The sequence below is a fragment of the Microbacterium sp. A20 genome, assembly GCF_004794515.1.
Taxonomy (GTDB): Bacteria; Actinomycetota; Actinomycetes; order Actinomycetales; family Microbacteriaceae; genus Microbacterium.
In genome coordinates this window covers 1-22,359 of sequence record NZ_SSDF01000053.1, presented here as the reverse complement: position 1 = coordinate 22,359, position 22,359 = coordinate 1, and the positions used below count along the sequence as shown (strand labels likewise).

The window sequence follows — 22,359 nt, the reverse complement described above, 5'->3', positions numbered from 1 at the left end:
CGGTCACTCGTCTTCGACGTCGTCAGTTGAGCGCCGGAAGGTTCGCCGGGACGACGCCGCCCGCGTAGAGGTCGGCGGCGAGTTCCTGCAACGCGGTCAGCGCGACCCGCTGCGGGAGCGGACCGTAGGAGATGCGGGCGACGCCGAGCTTCTCGTACTCCGACGCAGCGAGAGCGCCGGGAATGCCGATCACGCTGACCTTGCGCTCTCCGATGCCCTCGACGAGCTGACGGGTGACGTTCATGTCGAGGATGCCGGGGACGAACACGGCCGTCGCTCCGGCGTCGAGGTAGGCGCGCCCGCGCTGAATCGCGTCGGCGATGCTCTGCGGCACCGGGCGTGCGCCGGCGCGGACGAACGCATCGGTGCGGGCATTGAGCGCGAAGGGCACGCCCTCGGCCTCCGCCGCCTTGACGATCGCCTCGACCGCGGCGACGGATTCGCCCAGCGGCTTGAGCCGATCTTCGACGTTCGCGCCCACGACTCCGGCCGCGATGGCGAGGCGCGTGGTCTCCCCCGCGTCGCCGTAGCCGTCGTCGAGGTCGGCCGTGACGGGAACCTGGACGGCGGCGGCGATCCGCCCCACCATGTCGATCATGACCTCGCGGGGAGTCGCACCATCTTCGTAGCCGAAGGACGCGGCGATGCCGTGGCCCGCGGTGGCGAGCGCTTTCGTCTCCGGGAGGGCGGCGACCGCCCGCGCGGACACGACGTCCCACACGTTCACGACCCGGAGGATCTCCGGAGCGTCATAGAGTCCGACAAGGGTCTGGGCCTTGGCTGCAGTCGTCATGACTACACGCTAACGCGGGATACGCACTGCCGGGCCGAGTTCGTCGCATCAGGCGTTGAGCACCACCTTGAGCGCCTTGGTCTCCGCCGCACGACCGAACGTGTCGTACGCACTCTCGATGTCATCGAGAGCGAACAGGTGGCTGACGAACCCGCTCGGGTCGATGCGCTGCTCCGCGACGAGCTTCGTCAGCATCCGCGCGGTATTCGTGTTGACGAGTCCCGTCGTGATCGTGAGGTTCTGAATCCACAGCCTGTCCAGCGGGAAGTCCACCGGTGAACCGTGAACCCCCACGTTCGCCGCGTGGCCGCCGGGCCGGACGATGTCCAGCACCATGTCCCACGTCTGCGAGACGCCCACCGCCTCGATCGCGACATCCACCCCGAGCCCATCCGTGAGGGCCAGCACCTGGTCGCGCCAGTCGGTGTCCGAGGAGACGACCGAGTGGGTGGCGCCGAATTGCTGCGCGAGCTCGGCGCGATTGGCGTCGAGATCGATGGCGATGACCTTGCTGGGGCCGTAGAGCTGAGCCGTCATGATCGCGGCGAGACCGACCGGTCCGGCACCGACGACCGCGACGACGTCTCCCGCCTTGACTCCGCCGTACTGCACGCCGATCTCGTGTCCGGTGGGGAGGATGTCGCTGAGGAGCACCGCAGTCTCGGGCGGGATCGCGTCGGGGAGCCTTTGCAGGGAGGTCTCCGCGAAAGGAACGCGCACGAACTCCGCCTGGGTTCCGTCGATCAAGTGTCCGAGGATCCATCCGATCCCCGACGCGCCCTCCGTCGCGAGGCAGTGCGACTGCAGACCGCCCATGCAGAACTCGCATTTGCCGCACGCGCTGATGCAGGAGATGATCACGCGGTCCCCGACCGCGAGGCCGGTCACGGCGTCGCCGACCTCGGTGACGATGCCGACTCCCTCGTGCCCGAGGATGCGGCCTTCAGCGACAGCGGGAACGTCGCCTTTGAGGATGTGGAGATCGGTGCCGCAGATCGTCGTGCTCTCGATGCGGACGATCGCGTCGGTCGCAGCCAGTATCGTCGGATCCGGGACATCTTCCCAGCTCTTGCGGCCGGGACCGTGGAAAACGAGCGCCTTCATGACTCCTCCTTCCCCGGGCACGCCCGGGATCGTGGCTTGGTAACATGTTACGCGCCACCCTCTTCGCGGTGAAGAGCCCTGTCGACGCACCTAGGGTGGGAGCCATGCCGCAGCGCAGATCACACGTCGCCCCCTCCGCCGCCCAGACCGAACTCGCTGCTGCGCTGGCCACTCTGCGCGCGAGCGCGGAGACGCCGGGAGATTTTCCTCCCGCAGTGCTCGCCGAGGCCGAGGACGCCACAGCGTCCGAACCGGCGCTCGACCTGCGACACGTGCCGTTCGCGACTCTCGACCCCGAGGGCTCGCGTGACCTCGATCAGGCCTTCTACCTGGAGCGGGACGGATCGGGCTACATCGTCCGCTACGCGATCGCCGACGTCCCCGCGTTCGTGAGACCGGGAGGAGCGGTGGATGCCGAGGCCCGCCGACGCGGCCAGACGCTGTACGCCGCGGACGGCAGGATCCCGTTGCATCCGGCCACACTGAGCGAAGATCGGGCTTCCCTGCTCGCCGACGTCGACAGACCGGCACTCGTGTGGACCTTCTCACTGGACGCCGCCGGCGTGGTCACGGAGTTCCGGCTGGAACGTGCGCTCATCCGCTCGCGCGCGCAACTCGACTACGTGACGACACAACGATCACTCGATCTCGGCGAAGACGGCCCCGCGGCACTGCTTCCGGAGATCGGGTCGCTGCGCCTCGAACAGGAGCGCCTGCGAGGCGGGGCGAGCCTCAACCTCCCCGACGAGGAGGTCGTCCGCGACGCGGACGGGGCCTACGCGATCGAGCGCCGCAGCCCCCTCCCCGTCGAGGAGTGGAACGCCCAGCTCTCCCTCATGACGGGGATGGCCGCGGCATCTCTGATGCTTCGGGCCGGCGTCGGCATCCTGCGCACGATGCCCGAGCCGGACGATGCCTCCTTCACGGCGTTCCGCCTTCAGACCGAGGCGCTCGGGCGCCCCTGGGTATCAGGCACGTACGGCGAGTACCTTCGTGCCCTCGACCGCACGGACCCCTTGACGCTTCCGGTGCTCGAGGCCGCGGCGTCGCTGTTCCGCGGTGCGGGGTATCTGGTGTTCGACGGCGAATCGCCATCAAACGCCATACAGGCGGCCATCGCCGCCCCCTATGCTCATGCGACGGCTCCCCTGCGCCGGCTCGTCGACCGTTGGGTGCTCACGATCTGCCTCGCGGTGTCGAACGGCGAGGCGGTCCCGGAGTGGGCGCGGGAGTCGCTGTCGGAGCTCCCGGCCCTCATGCAGGAGTCTGCTCAGCGCGCATCCCGCCTGAACACGGCGACGATCAACAGCGTCGAGGCCGCCCTGCTCACCCCGTTGGTGGGGACGGCCATCGACGCGACCGTGATCGAGCTGCGCGGCGAGCGTGCGCTCGTCCAGATCGCGGACCCGGCCGTCACCGCCACAGCACCGTTGCCGACGGGCGCGAAGCCGGGAAGTGTCGTGCGATTGAGCATCGTGCGCGCTGACATCGCCGCGGGCGAGGTGGAGTTCGCGGTCTGAGAAGTGGTTTCCGGCCCCGGAGGAGGTCGCGGTCCGTCACCGCTCACGCTCGCGGGGGCGGCTCGATGATGGGCCTATGACACTGCCGGGGCTGCGCTCGTCGTCATCACGAGGAGCTGCGGGTCACTCAGGTCGAGTGCCACGGAGACGGCCGCGAACTCGGTCAAGGATTCGACATGGGTGCCGCCGCACAGGATGACGGCGTCGCCTTCAGGGAGCGCGCAGTGCCAGCGTCGCCGGTCCACGATCGTCGGCCCCTCCGTCTCGATCCGACTCGTGGCGCCTGCGGCGATCCATTCGGCGAGCTGAGCGTTGATCCGCTGCTCCCGGTCGGCGAGGGTCGCCGCGAAGGTCTCGGTGTCGAAGCCCGCACGGCGAAGGCTCTTGCCCAGACGGTACTCATCCACCGCGCCGCCTTCGTGGATACGGCTGGACTGATTGGCGCGCCCCTCGAAGTCAGGATTCCCGAGCGCATCCTCGCCCGGATCCTTCCGCCACAGGTCCGCGACGGCGAGGTCCAGAGCGAGCGAGGCGAGGTGGCAGGCGGTGTGGCCGCGGCTGAGTCCTTCGCGCCGCGCGCCGTCGACGGTCAGCCGTACGCGAGCACCTTCGGCCAGCCACGCGGGAGCCGCGCCGTCGATGCGGTGTGCGACGAGCCAGGTCCACCCCTCGGCACCGCGCTTGGCGGGGATGTCGCGCCCGACGGCGAACTCGCCCTCATCGGAGACCGCAGCCATCAGCGCCTCGCTGACCGTCACCGACTCGTCTCCCGCGGCGATCGTGCCGGCATCACCCGGCTGATCGGGCCAGGTGTGGTCGACCGGGTGGAACGGCGTCGCGTCGACGACCACGACCGTCCCGTCGGGCCCGTTCTCCACCCGGGTGACCGTGCCGTCCCCGGTGGTGGTGCCGCCTGCGAAGGACACGATGGTGGGCGTCGACATGGCTCTCCTCGAATTCGACGATGGTGCGTCCGCCCGTGGAGGCGGAGAAAGCTCGGACTCCTCCACGCGACAGTGCGATCGGCGCGGAATCCGCTGCCGTCAGACCGTGACGACCTGAGCGGTGCCGAGCGGTGCCTCGGGCCCCATCTCGGCGGCGATCCGGTTCGCCTCTTCGATCAGGGTCGCGACGATGTCCGCCTCCGGCACGGTCTTGATGACCTCGCCCTTCACGAAGATCTGTCCCTTGCCGTTGCCCGACGCCACGCCGAGGTCCGCCTCGCGCGCCTCGCCGGGGCCGTTGACGACGCATCCCATGACAGCGACGCGCAGCGGCACGGTCATGTCCTTGAGCCCCTCCGTGACGTCTTCCGCGAGCGTGTACACGTCGACCTGGGCGCGACCGCACGACGGGCACGACACGATCTCGAGCTTGCGCTCGCGCAGGTTGAGCGACTGCAGGATCTGGTGCCCGACCTTGACCTCCTCGGCGGGAGGAGCCGAGAGGGACACGCGGATGGTGTCGCCGATACCTTCGCCGAGCAGGATGCCGAAGGCCGTCGCGCTCTTGATCGTGCCCTGGAAGGCGGGCCCCGCCTCGGTCACGCCGAGGTGCAGGGGCCAGTCGCCGCGCTCTGCGAGCTGACGGTAGGCCTTCACCATGACGATCGGGTCGTTGTGCTTGACCGAGATCTTGAAGTCGTGGAAGTCGTGCTCCTCGAACAGCGACGCTTCCCAGACGGCGCTCTCCACGAGCGCTTCTGCAGTCGCCTTGCCGTGCTTCGCGAGGATGCGACGATCCAGCGACCCGGCGTTCACACCGATGCGGAGCGAGACGCCGGCGGCCTTCGCGGCCTCGGCGATCTTCCCGACGTTCCCATCGAACTCGCGGATGTTCCCCGGGTTGACGCGAACCGCGCCGCACCCGGCGTCGATCGCGGTGTAGATGTAGCGCGGCTGGAAGTGGATGTCGGCGATCACCGGGATCTGACTTTTCATCGCGATGATCTTCAGCGCGTCGGCATCATCCTGGTGAGGAACCGCGACACGCACGATCTCGCAGCCGGACGCCGTGAGCTCGGCGATCTGCTGCAGCGTCCCGTTGATGTCTGTCGTCTTGGTGGTCGTCATCGACTGCACGCTGACGGGAGCGTCGCCGCCCACGAGCACCTTGCCCACCTTGATCTGGCGGGACTTGCGACGCGGGGCGAGGACTTCGGGGATCTTCGGCATTCCGAGGTTCACTGCTGGCACGCCCCAAGCCTACGCCGCCCGGATGCATGAGGGCTGGAAGCCCGTACGCTGAACTCATGGCGGTCCTTCTCCTCACCGGATTCGAGCCCTTCGGCGGCGCAGCCCGCAACCCATCGGCCGATGCCGTGGACGCCGTCGTAGCCGACTACGACGGTCCGCACGAGCTCATCGCCGCGACGCTGCCCGTCGCGTTCGCTTCATCCGCACGCCGCCTCCGGGCCCTGATCGCGCAGCACTCCCCCGACGCCGTCGTCGCCACCGGGCTCGCCGGCGGGAGTCGACAGATCGCGGTGGAGCGCATCGGTGTGAACCTGATGGACGCGCGCATTCCCGACAACGACGGCGCGCAGCCCCTCGATGCACCCTGCGAACCCGATGGTCCCGCCGCCCGCTTCGCGACGCTTCCGGTCAAGCGCCTGGTCCAGATCCTCTCCTCACACGGTCTGCCGGCGCAGCTCTCGCTTTCCGCGGGTTCCTACGTGTGCAACCACGTCCTCTACACCGCGCTGGGGGCTGTCTCGGCGAACACCGTCGCAGGATTCGTGCACCTCCCGTGGTCGACCAGCGCCGCCCCGGCGGATGCCCCGCACCTCCCCGACGACGAGTTGGCACGTGCGGTGCGCCTCGTCGTCGACCACGCCCTCGACGCCGAGGTCGAGGAGCCCGGCGGAAGCATCTGGTGACGTCACCGCGCGGAACCCGCCACCGGCGATGTGGTAGTTTCGGCCCCATGCTCGCGAACTTCACCTGGTGGCCCGCCTTCTAGGCGGTGTGTTCGCGTTCCCACGAATCCAGACCGCCTCCCGGGCGGTTTTTTCGTTGCGCCGAGCCGGAGCCTTGCACAGGAGACATCGATGACCCTCTCACGACTCGCCGAGCTCAGTGCCGACCCCGCGGCATCCTTCGTGCTGATCGCCCGCGACGGCGCAGACACCGTCGAACTGCTCAGCGGGGACGTGGTGGATGTCGAGCTGCTCGCCGACATTCCGCTCGCCATCGACGGCACCCCGCGCGAGGTCTTCGCGCTGGTTCCCTACCGCCAGGTGCGGGAGCGCGGATTCGTTGCCCAAGACGACGGTGCTCCGCTCCGATGCGTGGTCGTCGACGAACACCTCCACCTGCCGACCACGGAGCTCCTCGCCGGGCTCCCGGCGGATCCGGTGCCACTGCACGACGACGGGTTCGACATCGCGGATGCGGAATATGCGGCGATCGTCGAGAAGGTCATCGCGGAGGAGATCGGTCGAGGCGAGGGCGCGAACTTCGTCATCCGGCGCGACTTCACCGCGAACATCGATGTGGACGACCGGACGGCCGCACTGACCTGGTTCCGTGCCCTGCTCACGCACGAGCGCGGCGCCTACTGGACGTTCGCGGTCTTCACCCCCGGCCACATCGCGGTCGGCGCGAGCCCCGAGGCCCATGTCGTCGCCCGCGAGGGGATCGTCACGATGAACCCGATCTCCGGGACGTTCCGCCACCCGGCCGGCGGCGCCACCAAAGAGACGCTGATCGACTTCCTCGCCTCCACCAAGGAGACCGAGGAACTGTTCATGGTCGTGGACGAAGAGCTCAAGATGATGAGTGCCGTCTGCTCCGACGGAGGGCGGATCACCGGTCCGCACCTGAAGGAGATGTCGCGGCTCACGCACACCGAGTACATGCTGCGCGGACGCAGCGCCCTCGACCCGCGCGACATCCTGCGCGAGACGATGTTCGCTCCGACCGTGACCGGATCCCCGATGCAGAACGCCTGCGCCGTGATCCGACGCCACGAACGAAAGGCGCGCGGATACTACTCGGGAGTCGCGGCACTGTTCACCCCGAACGCCGATGGCGGCCACGACCTCGATGCGCCGATCCTGATCCGCACCGTGTATCTCGAGGACGGGCAGCTCAGTGTGCCTGTCGGTGCCACTCTGGTGCGGCACTCCGATCCGCAGGGCGAGGTGTCCGAGACCCACGGAAAGGCGGCCGGCGTGCTGGGCGCGATCGGTGCCATCGAGCGCGACCGGGTGGCCGAGGCACGCAGCGATGCCGACGCTCCGGCAGAGGAGCGCGCCCTCGGTGACGATCCTCAGGTCGCTGCCCTGCTCTCGTCGCGCAATGCCCGGCTCGCCGAGTTCTGGCTGAACCCGCAGGGCGAGGAGTTCACCGGCCCGTTCGTCGGACGCACCGCCCTGGTGGTGGATGCGGAGGATCGGTTCACGACCATGCTCGCCCATCAGCTCCGTCACCTCGGCCTGGCCGTCACGATCGCCGGCTGGAGCGACGTGCAGGATGCGGACCTCGATGCCGCCGACCTCGTCGTCGCGGGTCCCGGCCCCGGGGACCCCCGGGACGAGGAGAACGGCCGGATCGCGAGGATGCGCGAGGTGGTCGGCCGTCGCCTCGAAGCGGGCTCACCGCTGCTCGCCGTGTGCCTCAGCCACCAGATCCTCGCCGATCGACTCGGGATCGCGCTGACTCCACTCGACGCCCCGCACCAGGGCCTGCAGAAGTCCGTCCCGGTGTTCGGGGAAGACGCCTCGATCGGCTTCTACAACACGTTCACCGCACGGGTCGACCCCGAGACGACGACGGTCGGAGCAGCTGAGATCTCGGCGGACATGTCCTCGGGCGACGTGTACGCCCTTCGTGGCCCGCACTTCGCTTCGGTGCAGGGGCATCTCGAGTCCATCCTGTCGCGCGACGGCATCCGGACGCTCGAGCGCCTCGTGTCACACGCTCTCGCCTGAGCGCGCTCGACGGCACAGGCTGACCCGGACAGGGTCAGCCGAGAAGATTCACCGGGTTGAAAAGATCGGCGATCAGGAGCAGCGCGCCCATCGCGATCAGCAACACCGCGACCACGACTGTCAGCGGCACGAGTTTCGTGGCATCGACGGGTGCCGGCGGCGGTCGACGGAAGAGCTTCGCCCAGGCTCGCTTGATGCCGTCCCAGAGGGCGACGACGATGTGACCGCCGTCGAGCGGCAGAAGCGGGATCAGGTTGAACACGAAGAGGGCGATGTTCAGCGATCCCAGCAGCCCGAGCAGGATCGCGAACCGGTTGAGGATGGGCGCATCGGTCGCCGCCACCTCGCCGGCGAGCCGGCCGACGCCGACCACGCTCAGCGGTCCGTTCGGGTCGCGCTCGCCACCCGTGACCAGGGAGACACCGATGTCCCAGAGCCGCACAGGCAGCGTGACGATCAGCGAGGCGACTCTGGCGACGTTCTCGGCGGCCATCTGCGGTCCTGCGCTCAGGGGCTGCTGCACGTAGCCCATCTGCGAACCCATGCCGACGTAGCCGACCTCCTTGACCACGGGTTCGCCGGAGTCGTCGAGGACGGGCTGGCCGGCCGCATCCGTGATCGTGCGCTCCGCAGCGATCGGCGTGATGCTCAGGGTCTCCTCGACGCCGTCGCGGAGCACCACCATGTCGAGCGTCTCGCCGGGAGCCGCCTGGACGATCGCCGTCGCCTCGGCGAAGTTCGATACGGGCTGGCCGTCGACCGACACGATCACGTCGCCCGGCTCGATGCCGGCCTCGGCCGCCGGCGACACCGGATCTTCCGGCGTGCACTCGGTCTGGGTCGAGCCGGCCGGGACCACGCACTCGATCACCGATGCGATGGTCGTGGTCCCCTGCTGCACGCCGATGCCGGACACGAGCACGGTGAAGATCACGGTCGCCAGGATCAGGTTCATCACCGGCCCACCGAGCATCACGATCACGCGCTTCCACACCGGCAGGCGGTAGAAGACACGGTCCTCCGCACCTTCGGCGATGGTCTCGTCGTTCGCGGACCGGGCGTCCTGGATGAGCGATCGGAACATCCCGGAGGCGGGGCCGGTGCTCTTCGAGGGCGGGTACATGCCGGACATCGAGATGAAGCCGCCCAGCGGCAGCATCTTGAATCCGTACTCCGTCTCGCCGATCCGCTTCGACCACAGCCGCGGACCGAAGCCGATCATGTACTGGCCGACGCGCACGCCGAAGAGCTTCGCGGGGACGAGATGGCCGACCTCGTGCAGACCGATCGAGAGACCGAGGCCGATCAGCATGAAGAGGATGCCGCCCAGATAGAGCAGGAATTCCACGTGCCAACGGTACTGCCCCCAGCTAGGAATCCGCCCGACGACGCGGGCGCGGCTAGGGTGGAAGCGTGAATGCCCGGCAGCTGCGACTCCTCCGCGCCGCCGCCGTCTCCTCCGTCGCGACGCTGCTCGCGGCGCTCTCGCACACGTTCGGAGGCGGCGCCGCCCCGCATCCGCTGCTGATCCTCGCGGTCGCGACCCTGCTCACACCGCTCTCGGCACTGCTCGTGGGCACGGGGCAGTCCCGCGGTCGCGTCGCGGCCGCCGTCTTCGTCGCGCAGGGCGCGTTCCACCTGCTGTTCCAGGCACTGGGATCGCCGACCGGGGCCGGCACCGTCGGCAACGTCGGTCATGCTCACCACCTGGACCTCGATGTTCTCGGACCGGTGACCGCCGAGACCTCCCTCACCACGATGATGCTGTTCGCGCACGTCGCCGCCGCCGCGTTGACCACTCTGCTGGTCTGGCACGGCGAGGCGCTCGCGAGAAGCGTCGTGCGATGGGTCGAGGCGATGTTGCAGCGTGCCGCTGCCGTCGCCCCGGCAGAGCACCCGCGGCCGCCGCGTCTGCGTTCGACTCTCCTGCCATCGTTCGATGCGGCCGTCCTGGCCGCTGTGCCTCGACGCGGGCCTCCTGCGCTCATCCGCGACTGATCCAGACGGATCCGTCGCACCGGAATCCGCCGCCTTCTTCGCGGCACAATCCCTTCGCGGAAACGCCGTCTTTCGCGCGCCCGCAGCTCGAGCATCAGGAGATCCTTCATGTCCCGTACCACCCGTACCCGCACCCGCCGACCCGCCCTCGCCACCGCCGGCGTCCTCGGCGGCGTCATCCTCGCCCTGGCCGTCCCGACCATGGCAGGCGCGCACGTCGGGGTCAGCCCCGACGAACTCGCCGCCGGCGACCATGGCGTGCTCACCTTCTCGTTCTCGCACGGATGCGAGAACTCCCCCACCACGGCGCTCCGCATCACCATGCCGGAAGGTCTCGCATCCGTGGCGCCGACGATGGACGGCGACTGGAGCATCGCGGTCGAGCGCGGCGACGACGGTCTCGTGAGCGCCGTGACCTACACGGCACTCACCCCCGTGCCGAACGACCTCCGCGGAGCGGTGAGCATGTCGGTCGGCCTCGACGAGAGCACGCCCGAAACGCTGGCGTTCCCCGTCGTGCAGGAGTGCGTCGACGGCAAGACCGAGTGGACGCAGCTCGCCGAGAACGGTGAGGACCCGCACAGCCTGGACGCGCCGGCGCCGGTGGTCTCCGTCGCCGCGGCCGCGGCCGAAGGCCACGGCGATCATGACGCCGCCGACTCCTCCGAGGAGAGCGCGGCGGCGCCGGCCTCGGCCGATCCGCTGGGGATCGCGCTCGGAGCGGGCGGACTCGTCGCCGGCATCGCGGCGCTGATCGTCGCGGTCCTCGCCTACCGTCGCCGCGCCTGACGCCGGGGTGCGACTCCTCGTGCGCTGCCCCGCGGCGCACGAGGAGTCGTGCCGCAGAGGTGTTCACCGTGCCGCCATGAGATCATGGATCCGACATGTCGATTGAACAACAACCGAGCCTGCCTCCCGTGCTCCGCCCCGCGAACCCGCCCCGGCGTGAGCTGTCCGAACTCGCTTCCCGTTTCGCCCGCAGTGTGCGCGGTGACACCGACGGGGTCGCCCTCTCCGGCATCACACTCGCCACGGCGGATCTCCGCCCGGGTGAGGCGTTCGTCGCGATCCAGGGCGTCAATCGGCACGGGGCGGACTTCGCCGTCGCCGCTGCCGAGAAGGGCGCCGTCGCCGTCATCACCGACGAGCCCGGCGCCGCGATCGCCGAGGCGGCGGGACTGCCGATCCTCGTGGTCGACGATCCGCGCGCCGTGCTCGGCGACCTGAGCGCCTGGGTGTACGGCACCGGCGCGGATGACCCGCTTCCGCTGCTCTTCGCGACGACGGGGACGAACGGGAAGACCAGCGTCTCGCACCTGCTCGAGGGCATCCTCGACCAGATCGGCGTCGTCACCGGGCTCTCCTCGACCGCTGAACGTCACATCGCCGGCGAGGTCATCGTCTCGCGGCTGACGACGCCCGAGGCTTCCGAGATGCACGCGCTGCTGGCGCTGATGCGGGAGCGCGAGGTCGAAGCCGTCGCCGTCGAGGTCAGCGCACAGGCTCTCTCGCGTCACCGTGTCGACGGCATCCGATTCGACGTCGCCGGCTTCACCAACCTCAGCCACGACCACCTCGACGACTACGCCGACATGGAGGAGTACTTCGAAGCGAAGCTGCCGCTCTTCCGGCCGGACCGCGCCAAGCGCGGCGTCATCTGCCTCGACTCGCCGTCCGGAGCGGTCGTGGTCGAGCGCGCCGAGATCCCCGTCGTCACGGTGGGGACGCCCTCGATCGCCGCAGACCCGGAGGCCGCGGACGCCGCGGACTGGGTCGTCGTCATCGACGACGAACGTGCGGCAGGCACGACCTTCACGATGACCGGCCCCGCCGGCTCCCTCACGACCACCGTCCCGGTGATCGGTCCGCACATGGCAGCGAACGCCGCGCTCGCGATCGTGATGCTGCTCGAGGGCGGCTACGACTGGCAGCGCATCGTCGACGCTCTCGCCCGCGATGAGGGCATCCGCGCCTACCTTCCCGGTCGCACGCAGCTCGTATCCGGTGAGCACGGCCCCGCGGTGTTCGTCGACTTCGGCCACTCCCCCGACGCGTTCGAGAAGACGCTCGCCGCGGTGCGCCGCGTGACGCCGGGCAAGGTGCTGATGCTCTTCGGCGCCGACGGCGACCGTGACGCGAGCAAGCGGTTCGACATGGCGCGCACTGCCGTCGAGGGAAGCGACATCCTCGTCGTCACCGACCATCACCCCCGCTTCGAAGATCCGGCCTCCATTCGCGCGACCCTCATCGAAGGCGCGCGCACGGCGAGACCGGATGCCGAGATCCACGAGGCTTCTCCGCCCGAGAACGCGATCGTCACCGCGGTCGGACTCGTGGGCGACGGCGACGCGATCCTCTGGGCGGGGCCCGGCCACCAGGACTACCGCGACATCCGCGGGGTGCGTACGCCCTACTCGGCGCGCGAGCTGGCCCGCAGGGCTCTCCGCGCCGCAGGCTGGCCGGTTCCCGAACCCCGCTGGCCCGTCCCGTACCCCGACGAGGACTGATCCGGTCAGCCGGGGCGGCAGACGCTGCTCCGGGTTCCGCTCAGCTCCCCGCGATCATCCGATCTGCGGTCGTGCGCGCCCAGGCTTCGGCCGCGGCGAGCGTCTCGACGGTCAGCGCATCGGGTGCGTCATGAGCATCGACGACACGCGCGATCGTGTCGACGATGCCGAGGAACGACAGCCGGCCCTCGTGGAAGGCATCGACGGCCTGCTCGTTCGCCGCGTTGTAGACGGCGGGGAAGGTGCCACCGGCCCGACCGACGGCCTTCGCCAGCGCGACCGATGGAAAGGCCTCGCCGTCGAGCGGTTCGAAGGTCCACGACGACGCCGTGGTCCAGTCGAGCGGTCGTCCGACGCCCCCGACGCGGTGCGGCCAGTCCAGTCCGAGTGAGATCGGAAGTCGCATGTCGGGCGGTGACGCCTGGGCGATGGTGGACCCGTCGATGAACTCGACCATCGAATGCACGATGGACTGCGGATGCACGACGACCTCGATGTCGTCGTAGGCGACGTCGAACAGCAGGTGCGCCTCGATGACCTCGAGCCCCTTGTTGACGAGCGTGGCCGAGTTCGTGGTGACCATGCGCCCCATGTCCCACGTCGGGTGCGCGAGGGCCTCGGCGGGGGTCACGTCGTTCAGTTCTGCGCGGGTACGGCCTCGGAACGGGCCGCCGGATGCCGTGACGACGAGCCGGCGCACCTCGGCGTGAGTGCCGGCGAGCAGGGCCTGCGCCAGCGCCGAATGCTCGGAGTCCACCGGGACGATCTGTCCGGGGGCGGCGGCGGCGAGCACCAGATCCCCGCCGACGATCAAAGACTCTTTGTTCGCCAGGGCGAGCGTGCGTCCTGCCTTCAGCGCCGCGAGCGTCGAGCCGAGCCCGATCGAACCCGTGATCGCGTTGAGCACGACATCGGCGTCGACGTCTCGGACGAGCTGCTCGGCCTCGTCGGCGCCGAGCGCCGTGTCCTCGACCTGGAACTGCGCAGCCTGCTCCCCCAGCATCTCGGCATTGGAACCGGCGGCGAGACCGACCAGCTCGAATCGACGAGGATTGGCACGGATCACATCCAGTGCCTGGGTGCCGATGGAGCCGGTGGAGCCGAGGACGATGATGCGACGCATGACGCCAGCCTAGGACACGTCCTCGACTCCGCTGCGGCTACTGCTGGACGGGCGTGGTGGCGAGGATGTCGACGACGAAGACGAGGCTCTCCTTCTGGAGCTCGTGTCCCTCGCTGGCGCCGTAGCCGTCCGACGGCGGCATGACGACGACGACCTGAGAGCCGACCTTCTGTCCTTCGAGCGCCTTCTGGAAACCGGCGACCACACCCGTCGTCTGGAACTGGGAGGGCGCGGCGTCGCGGCTCCAGCTGGAGTCGAACTCCTCGCCGTCGGACCACTTGACGCCGAGGTACTGGACGACCACGAGGTCACCGGCGCCGACTGTGGCCCCATCGCCCTGCTTGAGGACGGCGACCTTCGTCTCGGTCGGTGCATCCCCATCCGGGATCTTGACGGAGGGCTTGCCGTTGTCATCGAGCTTGACGGTCGGCATGCCCGGGGTCGGGTCGACGTCCTTGCCGGTCGCCACCTCAGGGAGCTGCTCGACAGCCTCGGCGTACACGACCTTGGCGGTACCACCCTCGCCGAAGACCTTTCCGGGAAGCGCGAGGACCACCTGCGTGCCGAGAGGCTGGCACTCGAGGGCGGCGATGAACAGCGATGCACTGTTCTGGTCGAGCAGGACGGAGGCTTCTCCTCCCTCGCTGCGAGCCGAAGAGTCCACGACCTCACCCGTCGCCGCGTCGACGATCTGGAACTTCACACCCACGAGGTCGTTCGCAACGACCTCGTCACCATCGCCTTCGGAGATGATCGTTCGCTCGACGTCGGCGAACGGCGCATCCGCAGGCACGGTGACCTTCGCGTCGACGCCTTCTCCTTCGACGACGACCGCGTCGGACGTCTCACCCGGCTTTGCATCCAGCAAGCACTCACTCGAAGCGGTCGGGCTCGGCGTGCCGGAGCTCGACGGCGCGGAGCTGCCGGAGCAGCCCGCCAGCAGCAGGGTCGCCGCGGCGACGGTGGACAGAACGATGAGCGGACGCTTGCGCACAGTGAGACCTCGGGATCGCGGGTGGGAACCTCCATCCTGCCGCATACCCCTTTGCCCCCGCTGAGAGGCGCGGCGCAACCCTTCATTCCCACGCAGGCATGGATCCGGGAGTAACCTGCTCTGATGACCTCTGAGCAGTCCGTCGAGCCCGAATCCTCGTCAGAAGAGGAATCCTCGTCGTCAGATGAGACTGCCAAGCCCCGTCACGCCGGGTTCGCCTACACGCTCGGACGCAGCCTCATCACCCCGCTCGCCCGGCTCGTGTACCGGCCGAAGATCGAGGGTCGCGAGAACGTTCCGCTGACCGGGCCCGTCATCTTCGCCAGCAACCATCTGTCCTTCATCGACTCGATCGCGATCCCCGTCGCCGCTCCTCGACCCGTGCACTTCCTCGCGAAGTCCACGTATTTCGAGGGCACCGGTTTCCAGGGCTGGATGAGCAAGACCTTCTTCGAGTCGATCGGCGCCATCCCCGTTCGTCGGGGAGCGGGCCAAGCGGCCCTGGATGCTCTCGACCTGCAGCGGCAGCTCCTCGACGAGGGACTCGCCGTCGCGCTCTACCCCGAGGGCACACGATCCACGGACGGTCGCCTGTACAAGGGGCGTACCGGGGTCGCGTTCCTCGCGCTCCAGACCGGCGCCCCCGTCGTGCCGGTCGGGCTGATCGGGACGGACAAGGTGATGCCCGTCGGCGCGAAGGTGCCGACGCTCAAGGAGCGCATCACGGTCCGGTTCGGCGAACCGCTGGATCTGTCACCGCACGGACCGGCGACCAGCGGGCGCGCGCGTCGCCTCGCGACCGACGAGATCATGGCCGCGATCCACGGCCTCTCCGGTCAGGAACTCGCAGGAGCGTACAACGAGGCTCCCGCGCAGGGCACGATCGAGAAGATCAAGCAGGCTCTGCCCCACGAGCGTCGCTGACGCCTGCGGCGCCCCGAGTCATTCGACAGCGCTGACCGTCGCCTCGTGGCGCACGGGGAAGTTCATCGAGTTCGCGATGAAGCACCATTCGTTCGCCTGCGCGTGGGCGCGCTCGGCCGCCTCGATCATCGACGCGTCCGCGACGACGACCTCGGGGCGCAGCATCACCTCGACGAACGACCCGCCACCCTTGCCGTCTTCGCGCATCATCCCGCTCGCCTCGTCGCGGTAGGAGACGACGACCACACCGGCTGTCACACAGGCATGCAGGTACGAGAGCAGATGACACTCGGAGAGCGACGCGAGCAGGAGGTCTTCCGGATTCCAACGCGAGGGATCGCCGCGGAAGGGCTTGTCGGCCGAGGCGAGCAGCTCCGGCTTGCCGTCGACTTCGATGGTCACCTCGCGGCGGTAGTCCCGGTAGCCCGAGGTGCCCGTGCCGGTGTTTCCGGTCCAGACCGAGGTGAGCGCGTAGTGATGTTCGCCGAGGATGCGGGGGGTCGACTCTGCCATGTCCTCAGTCTGCCAGGGGCCGCCGACGCGAGGTGAGCGATCGCCAGCCCGGCGCTAGAGTTGACGGGTGCTGGAGACTCTCACCGTTCAGGATTCCGTGGAACTCGCCGTCGTCGAACGGAGCGGATTCGTCGAATCCCGTCACGCCGGCGCAGCGATCGTACTCTCATCCGACGGCGACATCGTCGCCCGCCACGGCAACACCGACGCGCTGATCCTGCCCCGCTCGAGCCTCAAGCCCCTGCAGGCAGTGGCTTGCATCACCGCGGGTGCGGTGCTCGAAGGCGAACAGCTCGCGATCTCCACGGCAAGCCATATCGGTACCGACCGGCACGCATCCGTGGTTCGCGACATCCTCACCGAAGGTGGGCTGACCGAGGACGACCTGGCGTGCCCGGCGTCATGGCCGAGTGACTCGGCCGCGCGCGATGAACTCGTCCGCGAGCACGGCGAGCCTGCGCGAGTGCGCATGAACTGCTCCGGGAAGCATGCCGCGATGCTGCGCGCGTGCGTGGCGACCGGTTGGCCGACCGACGGCTACCTCGACCCGTCGCATCCGCTTCAGGTGCACATCCGCGATGTCGTCGAGCGCCTCACGGGCGAGAAGGTCGCGCACACTGCGATCGACGGGTGCGGAGCGCCGGTCCACGCCATGACCCTCACCGCCCTGGCGCGGGGCATCCACCGCATCGGCACGGCATCCGACCGCTCGCCTTTCGCCCTTCATCGCGTCGCCGGTTCGCTGGTGCGGGCAGTGCGGGAAAGCCCCTGGACGATCGAGGGCCCCGGCCGGCCCGACACGATCGCGATCGAGAAGCTCGGGGTCTTCACCAAGCACGGCGCCGAGGGCGTCATGGTGATGGTCGCTCCGAACGGCACGACGGTCGCGTTGAAGATGCTGGACGGTGCGACGCGTGCGTCGACCATCGTGGCGGCGACGCTCCTCGAGCGCGCAGGAGGCCTGAGCAGCGCGGAGGTCGCGACGCTGACGGACGCACTCCCCCTCACGATCTCGGGAGGCGGCTCGATCGTCGGTGCGATCCGGCCCGGCGCCGGAATCTGACGCACACGCTCTTTCCCCCGCTGCGCCGATCTCGATGCTCATCGCGGAGACAGGCCGCGAAGGATGACACGACGCGGCGCTCCGGCTCCGCGCAGCGACCAGGCTCTGCCCGCATGAGGGCGCGCATACGGCGGCAGCTCCCTGACACCGGCGAGCTGCCGCAGATCGGACGGCTGCTCGGCACGGATCAGCACTTCGCCCTCCCCGCGGATGCGCTGCCACAACGCCCAATTGCGCTGCCACGCCTCCGCATCCCCCACGACGATGCAGGAACGGCCCGGTTGTGTCGGCTCCGCTCCGGCGACGATCACCTCGGACTCCTGATGCGCCTCCCGCAGGGTTGATGCGACCGAAGCGGCTCCCGTACTCACGACGGCGGTGGTCGCGCACGACGGTGCCCAGAGAGCATGCGTATCGGCCGCAGGTGTGATTGCCGTGTCTTCGGGGACCCATGCCAGCTGCACCTCGCGATCGCCGATGCGGGCGCGTCCGGGAGATCGGTCGCGGATGAATGACGATGCCTCTCCCCCGGCCGCGAGATGCTCCACTCTGCTCGACAGGCGGAGCAGTGCTCGTCGCGGCAGGGCGTCGATCATCCGGCCCAGAGGCCCCGCTGCCCTGGTCGCCGTGAGCACGAAGGTCGTGTCAGCGCGGGCGCGAACGAGCAGCTCCCACCGTTGCGCCCACTGCTGACCGTACTCCGGCGGCAGAGTAGAGAGCAGCCCGTCGATGTCGTCGCCGAGGACCAGGGACGGCATCCGTCCTGTCTCGATCGCCCACCCCTCGAGGAGGTCCCACGCCGCCTCTGCGTCGTGCGGCACGCACACCGCATCCGGGCGCTGCGCAGCCAGTGCTCGTAACGCGGTGGAGCGGCCCGACCCCGGCGCGCCCAGCAGCACGATTCCTCGATCCTGCCCGCAGTGCAAGAGCTCGAGCGGTTGGGCTTGGCGCTCCGGATCGTCGGCACGACCGAGCACGATCACATCCGGAGCCAGGCTGGTAGACGTGACGAGATCGGCGAGGGCGATCCGTCGGGGAAGCGCGGGGAGCCAGGGGCTGCGGGGCCCGCCCGCAGCCGCCCAGCGCTGCCCGACCGCTCGCAGGTCGGCGGGCCCCGTCAGAGCGCTGCGCATCGCCGAGGGCTCGGAATCCGCGGGACGACGGACGAGTGCGAGGCCCCGCGAATGCGCGCCGCCGGGAAGCTCGGCCGCGGCGTCCGTCCCGATCATGAGCCTGCTGTCTGCGGCGTCGCCGACCCGCAGACTGACACGGAGCGGACAGTTGGCCGCCAGCGCGTCCCGTACGACGCCGGCCGCGCGCTGCGTGCCGAGGATCAGATGCATGCCCAGCGCGCGGCCCCGGGCGGCGACGTCGGTGAAGACGGCCCCCAGGTCGGGATGCTCCGCCAGCAGTGCCGCGAACTCGTCGACGACGATGACCAACCGCGGCATCCCGACCTCTCGAACATCCCGCGCGCCTGCGTCGGCGAGAACACCCTCTCTGCGCCGCAGCTCGGCAGTGAGGCTGGAGACTCCGCGCCGGGCACCGTCTTCATCGAGATCTGTGATGACCGCTGCGACCTGTCTCAGCTCCCGCAACGGCTCGAATGCGGTCCCCCCTTTGAAGTCGGCGAGCACGAATGTCACTCGGTCCGGCCCGTGGGTCGCGGCGATGGCCGTGACCCAACTGATCAGAAGCTCGCTCTTGCCCGTGCCTGTCGTTCCGGTGACGATGGCATGCGGCCCGTCCTCGACGATGTCGACCACCATCTGCCCCCGCTCGGTCCGGCCGATCGCCGCGGCCAGACCATCGAGGCGCTGCGGGTCGGGCGTCGGCTGCTCGAGTTCGTGCAGAGCGACGAGGTCCGGAAGCACGTCGAGCTCGACGCCCGCCGCTGCGTGCTCACGGGCGATGAGAGACGCCTGCTCGAGCGAGACGCACTCCACCGCGATGGCAGCGGTGCCCTCTGGAGTGCGCAGGCGGGACCGCCCCGGCTCCACCACGTCGATCACCGTGGTGATCCCCTCCGGGACCTCGGCGTCAGCGGGCGCCAGCCAGATCAGGGCATCTGCGTCGATCCGGATCGCTGCGCCCGAACCGATGCCGACCCTGAAACCGCCCCTGCGTGCGCGCCGCGCGTGCGGCAGGGCGTCGAGCCCGCAATCGCGGACCTCTGTGCCGACGAGGGAGAGCTGCGCTGCGCTGAACCGAAGGCTCAGCTGCAGCACGAGCGCGCGTGCCGCGGCCATGATCATCGGCCGCGCACCTCGAAGACACACCCCTCCGCCCAACGGCACCACGATCGGGGCGCCCTCGAGGACTCCGCATCGCTCGCGGAACTCCCGACCGCGACCGTCTTCGCCTCCGCTGCACCGTATTGCGCTCGGCGAGCTCCCGGCGCCGACCACGAGCGATGTCAGGGAGTCCGGCGGCTGTGCACCACGCAGAGGCGGCTGCGCGAGGCTCGCAGCCGTGTCAGGGTGCCGCAGCCACCGGCCCTCGCGCTCTTCCTGGTGACGGAGCTCGAGCTCGGCCTCGGCGGTCGCCCAGTCCTGCTCGGACTGTGCGGCGTCACGCCGACGTTCGCGTCGCCGGTTTCGAGCAGCGTCGACGAACGATGCCACCATCATCAAGGGCCCCAGGGCCGCGAAGCACAGCGCGAACACCGAACCGGTGATCAGCCACAGCACCACACCTCCGGCCACCGGGACGATCGCCGCCATGAACGGTACGGGCGCACGACGAGAGGGTGCGGAAGCCGTCGGGAGCACGATCGGGAGGGGTTCCATGCGTCCAGTGGATCGCATTTCCCCCGACGCGACGGCGCTGTCCACAGCGCCGAGTGGCTACTCTGCGGTGTCCTCGATTGGGGAGGACGACTCGTCCTCGTCTTCGACCTGCACGATGATGAGCGTCACGTTGTCACGCCCGCCGTTCTCCAGCGCGGCGGCGAGCATCGCCTCCACGCTACGGCTCGGATCGTGGTGCTCCCGGAGGAAGTGCTGGATCCCATAGTCTGTGAGCTCTTTGGTGAGCCCGTCGGAGCAGATGACGAACCGGTCGCCCGCACGCACATCGATCGTGACGTAGTCGGGCGCCGTGAGCTCGCTCGCTCCCACGGCCCTCGTGATGACGTTGCTGTACGGGTGCCCCTCGGCCTCTTCCGGGCTGAGCTTGCCCGCGGTGATCAGCTCCTGCACCACGGAATGATCCGTCGTGACCTGGACGAGTCGGTCATCGCGAAGAAGGTAGACGCGGGAGTCTCCGATGTTCAGAGCCACCCACCGGGCTTCGTCACCGTCGACGACGAAGAAGACACCGGTGAGCGTGGTTCCGGTGCCCTCGTCGGTCGTGTCGGGGTGATCGGCGATGTCGCTCACCGCACGTTCGAGCGCCTGCTCGATGGCCGGAGCGTTGACGTCCCCCGCGGAGACCACGGCCTGGAGTCGCTCCACCGTGCTGCGACTCGCGATCTCTCCACCGGCGTGACCGCCCATGCCGTCTGCGACGACGAACAGCGGGAACTCGGCCAGGAACGCATCCTGGTTGGTCTCCCGGCGACGACCGAGATCGGTGACCCCCGCCCAGGAGAGAAGCAGCGGGCGCTGCGCAACCGTGACGCGATGCGTCTTCGTCTCAGCCACGTGCTGCCTCCGATGGATCTGCGACGGGTCGGGCGTCCGCAGGATACTCACACATCGTAGTAGAACTCCCCCACACTGCGATCACACTCGGGCGCCCGGGTCGGCCGGCAGAGGGAACAGTTCGTCGATGATCTTCTCGTCTGCGGCGCTCGGACGCCACGAATCACCCGCCGCGGCGTTCGCTTCGACCTGCTCCGGCGTCGTCGCGCCGGCGATCACGCTGGAGACGGCCGGCCGGGCGAGAAGCCAGCCGAACGACGCCTCCAACATCGTGATGCCACGCTCGTCGCAGAAGCCGCGGAAGGCGTCGATGGCCTCCCATGGCGCGTTCTCCCAGACATGGCGACGAGCGGACATGATCCGGCTGGACGCCGGCCCGCCCTCGCGCGTGAACTTGCCCGTGAGGAGTCCGTTGTGCAACGGGAAGTACGGGAAGAAGCCCAGTTCATACCTCTCCACGGCGGGCAACACTTCGCGTTCGGCCGCGCGCGCGAGCAGCGAATAATGGTTCTGTGCGGAGATGAACCTGCCCGAGGATCGCGCGCGGGATGTGAACTCCGCCTCGGCGATCTGCCATCCGGTGAAGTTCGAGTGCCCGTAGTAGCGGATCTTGCCTTCGCGCACGAGCTCGTCGAGCGCATCTGTCGTCTCGGCGATCGGCGTCTCCGGGTCTGGCAGATGCAGCTGGTAGAGGTCGATCCAGTCGGTGCGGAGCCGCCGAAGCGACTCCTCGACCGCCCGCCGGACGTAGCGGCGAGAGCCACGCGCCGCCGGGAACTCGTAGCCCATGTCGCGTTCCTGGCCGAACTTCGTGGCGAGCACAACGCGGTCGCGTCGCCCCTCGAGAGCCTCGCCCATCAGAGTCTCGCTCGCGCCGGCCACCGCGCCGTACATGTCGGCGGTGTCGAAGAACGTGATGCCGTTGGCGAGTGCCGCATCGATCACCTCGCGGGTTCCGGAGAGGGTCTCTGTCACCGTCCCCGCTCGCCCGAAGTTGTTGCAGCCGAGGCCGGTGGATGACACCAGAAGACCGGACGCGCCCACTCGGCGCTGAGACAAGACCATGTCCTCCACGTTAGCGGGCACGTCGGAGCGACGACCAGCCAGAACAGCACAGAGCCCCCGATCGAAATCGAGGGCTCTGTGTCAGAAGATCACGCCGGAGGCTGAGTGGGATCGCTCGGCGGTGCCGGCGGAGCCGGCGGGGCAGCGGGCGGAGCCGCGGGCGGTGCCGTGGGCGGTG

At 69.2% G+C, this 22,359-nt stretch carries 19 protein-coding genes; 8 read left to right on the top strand and 11 right to left on the bottom strand.

All coding sequences use genetic code 11. The features are described 5' to 3' along the window. Positions 1-22 precede the first annotated feature (22 nt). Complete coding sequence (locus tag DW298_RS04080; RefSeq protein WP_136041200.1) at positions 23-793, bottom strand: isocitrate lyase/phosphoenolpyruvate mutase family protein; 771 nt, start codon at positions 791-793, stop codon at positions 23-25. 48 nt (positions 794-841) lie between these two features. Then, positions 842-1,897, bottom strand: coding sequence for a zinc-dependent alcohol dehydrogenase family protein (locus tag DW298_RS04075; protein ID WP_136041199.1), 1,056 nt, complete (start codon positions 1,895-1,897; stop codon positions 842-844). Between the two features lie 104 nt (positions 1,898-2,001). Here DW298_RS04075 and DW298_RS04070 point away from each other — a divergent pair, with 104 nt between their 5' ends. Next, positions 2,002-3,417 carry an RNB domain-containing ribonuclease gene (locus tag DW298_RS04070; RefSeq protein WP_136041198.1) on the top strand — a complete coding sequence of 472 codons (1,416 nt, stop codon included), beginning with the start codon at positions 2,002-2,004 and terminating at the stop codon, positions 3,415-3,417. Between the two features lie 74 nt (positions 3,418-3,491). Here the strand turns inward: DW298_RS04070 and DW298_RS04065 are convergent, their stop codons facing one another. Then, positions 3,492-4,361, bottom strand: coding sequence for a hypothetical protein (locus tag DW298_RS04065; RefSeq protein ID WP_136041197.1), 870 nt, complete (start codon positions 4,359-4,361; stop codon positions 3,492-3,494). Between the two features lie 99 nt (positions 4,362-4,460). Continuing rightward, entirely contained in the window at positions 4,461-5,591 is a 1,131-nt protein-coding gene (gene ispG / locus DW298_RS04060; protein ID WP_136041210.1) for a flavodoxin-dependent (E)-4-hydroxy-3-methylbut-2-enyl-diphosphate synthase, read from the bottom strand. Between the two features lie 77 nt (positions 5,592-5,668). On the opposite strand from ispG, the gene DW298_RS04055 reads away from it, so the two are divergent. Next, positions 5,669-6,295, top strand: coding sequence for a pyroglutamyl-peptidase I (locus DW298_RS04055; protein ID WP_136041196.1), 627 nt, complete (start codon positions 5,669-5,671; stop codon positions 6,293-6,295). 171 nt (positions 6,296-6,466) lie between these two features. Next, the gene (locus tag DW298_RS04050) at positions 6,467-8,350 is read left to right on the top strand and encodes a chorismate-binding protein (RefSeq protein ID WP_136041195.1); all 1,884 of its coding nucleotides are present in this window, start codon (positions 6,467-6,469) and stop codon (positions 8,348-8,350) included. 34 nt (positions 8,351-8,384) lie between these two features. Here DW298_RS04050 and DW298_RS04045 read toward each other — a convergent pair whose 3' ends face one another. Next, positions 8,385-9,698, bottom strand: a complete 1,314-nt coding sequence (locus DW298_RS04045; protein WP_136041194.1) for a M50 family metallopeptidase — start codon at positions 9,696-9,698, stop codon at positions 8,385-8,387. A 65-nt stretch (positions 9,699-9,763) separates the two neighbouring features. Between DW298_RS04045 and DW298_RS04040 the strand changes: the two genes are divergently transcribed. The 3 genes from DW298_RS04040 to DW298_RS04030 all read left to right on the top strand — a co-directional run bounded on the left by DW298_RS04040 (position 9,764) and on the right by DW298_RS04030 (position 12,855). Next, positions 9,764-10,348 (top strand): hypothetical protein, encoded by a 585-nt coding sequence (locus DW298_RS04040; protein WP_136041193.1) that lies wholly within the window; start codon positions 9,764-9,766, stop codon positions 10,346-10,348. 108 nt (positions 10,349-10,456) lie between these two features. Then, positions 10,457-11,137, top strand: a complete 681-nt coding sequence (locus tag DW298_RS04035) for a YcnI family protein (protein WP_136041192.1) — start codon at positions 10,457-10,459, stop codon at positions 11,135-11,137. Positions 11,138-11,232: 95 nt separating this feature from the next. Further along, a complete protein-coding gene (locus DW298_RS04030; RefSeq protein WP_205820251.1) occupies positions 11,233-12,855 on the top strand; it encodes a UDP-N-acetylmuramoyl-L-alanyl-D-glutamate--2,6-diaminopimelate ligase in 1,623 nt (540 codons plus the stop codon). 40 nt (positions 12,856-12,895) lie between these two features. Here the strand turns inward: DW298_RS04030 and dxr are convergent, their stop codons facing one another. Together dxr and DW298_RS04020 are read right to left on the bottom strand one after the other, a co-directional pair. Then, positions 12,896-13,978 carry a 1-deoxy-D-xylulose-5-phosphate reductoisomerase gene (dxr, locus tag DW298_RS04025; RefSeq protein WP_136041191.1) on the bottom strand — a complete coding sequence of 361 codons (1,083 nt, stop codon included), beginning with the start codon at positions 13,976-13,978 and terminating at the stop codon, positions 12,896-12,898. 37 nt (positions 13,979-14,015) lie between these two features. After that, positions 14,016-14,972 carry an FKBP-type peptidyl-prolyl cis-trans isomerase gene (locus tag DW298_RS04020; protein ID WP_136041190.1) on the bottom strand — a complete coding sequence of 319 codons (957 nt, stop codon included), beginning with the start codon at positions 14,970-14,972 and terminating at the stop codon, positions 14,016-14,018. Positions 14,973-15,095: 123 nt separating this feature from the next. Between DW298_RS04020 and DW298_RS04015 the strand changes: the two genes are divergently transcribed. Continuing rightward, positions 15,096-15,896 carry a lysophospholipid acyltransferase family protein gene (locus DW298_RS04015; protein ID WP_136041189.1) on the top strand — a complete coding sequence of 267 codons (801 nt, stop codon included), beginning with the start codon at positions 15,096-15,098 and terminating at the stop codon, positions 15,894-15,896. Positions 15,897-15,914: 18 nt separating this feature from the next. Here the strand turns inward: DW298_RS04015 and DW298_RS04010 are convergent, their stop codons facing one another. After that, a complete protein-coding gene (locus tag DW298_RS04010; RefSeq protein WP_205820250.1) occupies positions 15,915-16,409 on the bottom strand; it encodes an OsmC family protein in 495 nt (164 codons plus the stop codon). 67 nt (positions 16,410-16,476) lie between these two features. Here DW298_RS04010 and DW298_RS04005 point away from each other — a divergent pair, with 67 nt between their 5' ends. After that, complete coding sequence (locus DW298_RS04005; RefSeq protein WP_136041188.1) at positions 16,477-17,472, top strand: asparaginase; 996 nt, start codon at positions 16,477-16,479, stop codon at positions 17,470-17,472. A 38-nt stretch (positions 17,473-17,510) separates the two neighbouring features. On the opposite strand, the gene DW298_RS04000 is transcribed toward DW298_RS04005, so the two are convergent. The 3 genes from DW298_RS04000 to DW298_RS03990 all read right to left on the bottom strand — a co-directional run bounded on the left by DW298_RS04000 (position 17,511) and on the right by DW298_RS03990 (position 22,181). Continuing rightward, positions 17,511-20,261 (bottom strand): FtsK/SpoIIIE domain-containing protein, encoded by a 2,751-nt coding sequence (locus tag DW298_RS04000; protein WP_136041187.1) that lies wholly within the window; start codon positions 20,259-20,261, stop codon positions 17,511-17,513. Between the two features lie 57 nt (positions 20,262-20,318). Continuing rightward, on the bottom strand, positions 20,319-21,116 hold the full coding sequence (locus tag DW298_RS03995; protein WP_136041186.1) for a protein phosphatase 2C domain-containing protein: 798 nt from the start codon (positions 21,114-21,116) through the stop codon (positions 20,319-20,321). 81 nt (positions 21,117-21,197) lie between these two features. Then, positions 21,198-22,181, bottom strand: a complete 984-nt coding sequence (locus DW298_RS03990) for an aldo/keto reductase (RefSeq protein WP_136041185.1) — start codon at positions 22,179-22,181, stop codon at positions 21,198-21,200. Positions 22,182-22,359: the final 178 nt, after the last annotated feature.

What these genes read in the sequence shown, in the direction of transcription:
- DW298_RS04050 (WP_136041195.1), top strand. Translation starts at nt 6,467, where the DNA reads ATGACCCTCTCACGACTCGCCGAGCTCAGTGCCGACCCCGCGGCATCC.
- DW298_RS04035 (WP_136041192.1), top strand. Translation starts at nt 10,457, where the DNA reads ATGTCCCGTACCACCCGTACCCGCACCCGCCGACCCGCCCTCGCCACC.
- DW298_RS04030 (WP_205820251.1), top strand. Translation starts at nt 11,233, where the DNA reads ATGTCGATTGAACAACAACCGAGCCTGCCTCCCGTGCTCCGCCCCGCG.
- dxr (WP_136041191.1), bottom strand. Translation starts at nt 13,978, where the DNA reads ATGCGTCGCATCATCGTCCTCGGCTCCACCGGCTCCATCGGCACCCAG.
- DW298_RS04075 (WP_136041199.1), bottom strand. Translation starts at nt 1,897, where the DNA reads ATGAAGGCGCTCGTTTTCCACGGTCCCGGCCGCAAGAGCTGGGAAGAT.
- DW298_RS04065 (WP_136041197.1), bottom strand. Translation starts at nt 4,361, where the DNA reads ATGTCGACGCCCACCATCGTGTCCTTCGCAGGCGGCACCACCACCGGG.
- DW298_RS04070 (WP_136041198.1), top strand. Translation starts at nt 2,002, where the DNA reads ATGCCGCAGCGCAGATCACACGTCGCCCCCTCCGCCGCCCAGACCGAA.
- DW298_RS03990 (WP_136041185.1), bottom strand. Translation starts at nt 22,181, where the DNA reads ATGGTCTTGTCTCAGCGCCGAGTGGGCGCGTCCGGTCTTCTGGTGTCA.
- DW298_RS04055 (WP_136041196.1), top strand. Translation starts at nt 5,669, where the DNA reads ATGGCGGTCCTTCTCCTCACCGGATTCGAGCCCTTCGGCGGCGCAGCC.
- ispG (WP_136041210.1), bottom strand. Translation starts at nt 5,591, where the DNA reads ATGCCGAAGATCCCCGAAGTCCTCGCCCCGCGTCGCAAGTCCCGCCAG.
- DW298_RS04010 (WP_205820250.1), bottom strand. Translation starts at nt 16,409, where the DNA reads ATGGCAGAGTCGACCCCCCGCATCCTCGGCGAACATCACTACGCGCTC.
- DW298_RS04000 (WP_136041187.1), bottom strand. Translation starts at nt 20,261, where the DNA reads ATGGAACCCCTCCCGATCGTGCTCCCGACGGCTTCCGCACCCTCTCGT.
- DW298_RS04015 (WP_136041189.1), top strand. Translation starts at nt 15,096, where the DNA reads ATGACCTCTGAGCAGTCCGTCGAGCCCGAATCCTCGTCAGAAGAGGAA.
- DW298_RS04080 (WP_136041200.1), bottom strand. Translation starts at nt 793, where the DNA reads ATGACGACTGCAGCCAAGGCCCAGACCCTTGTCGGACTCTATGACGCT.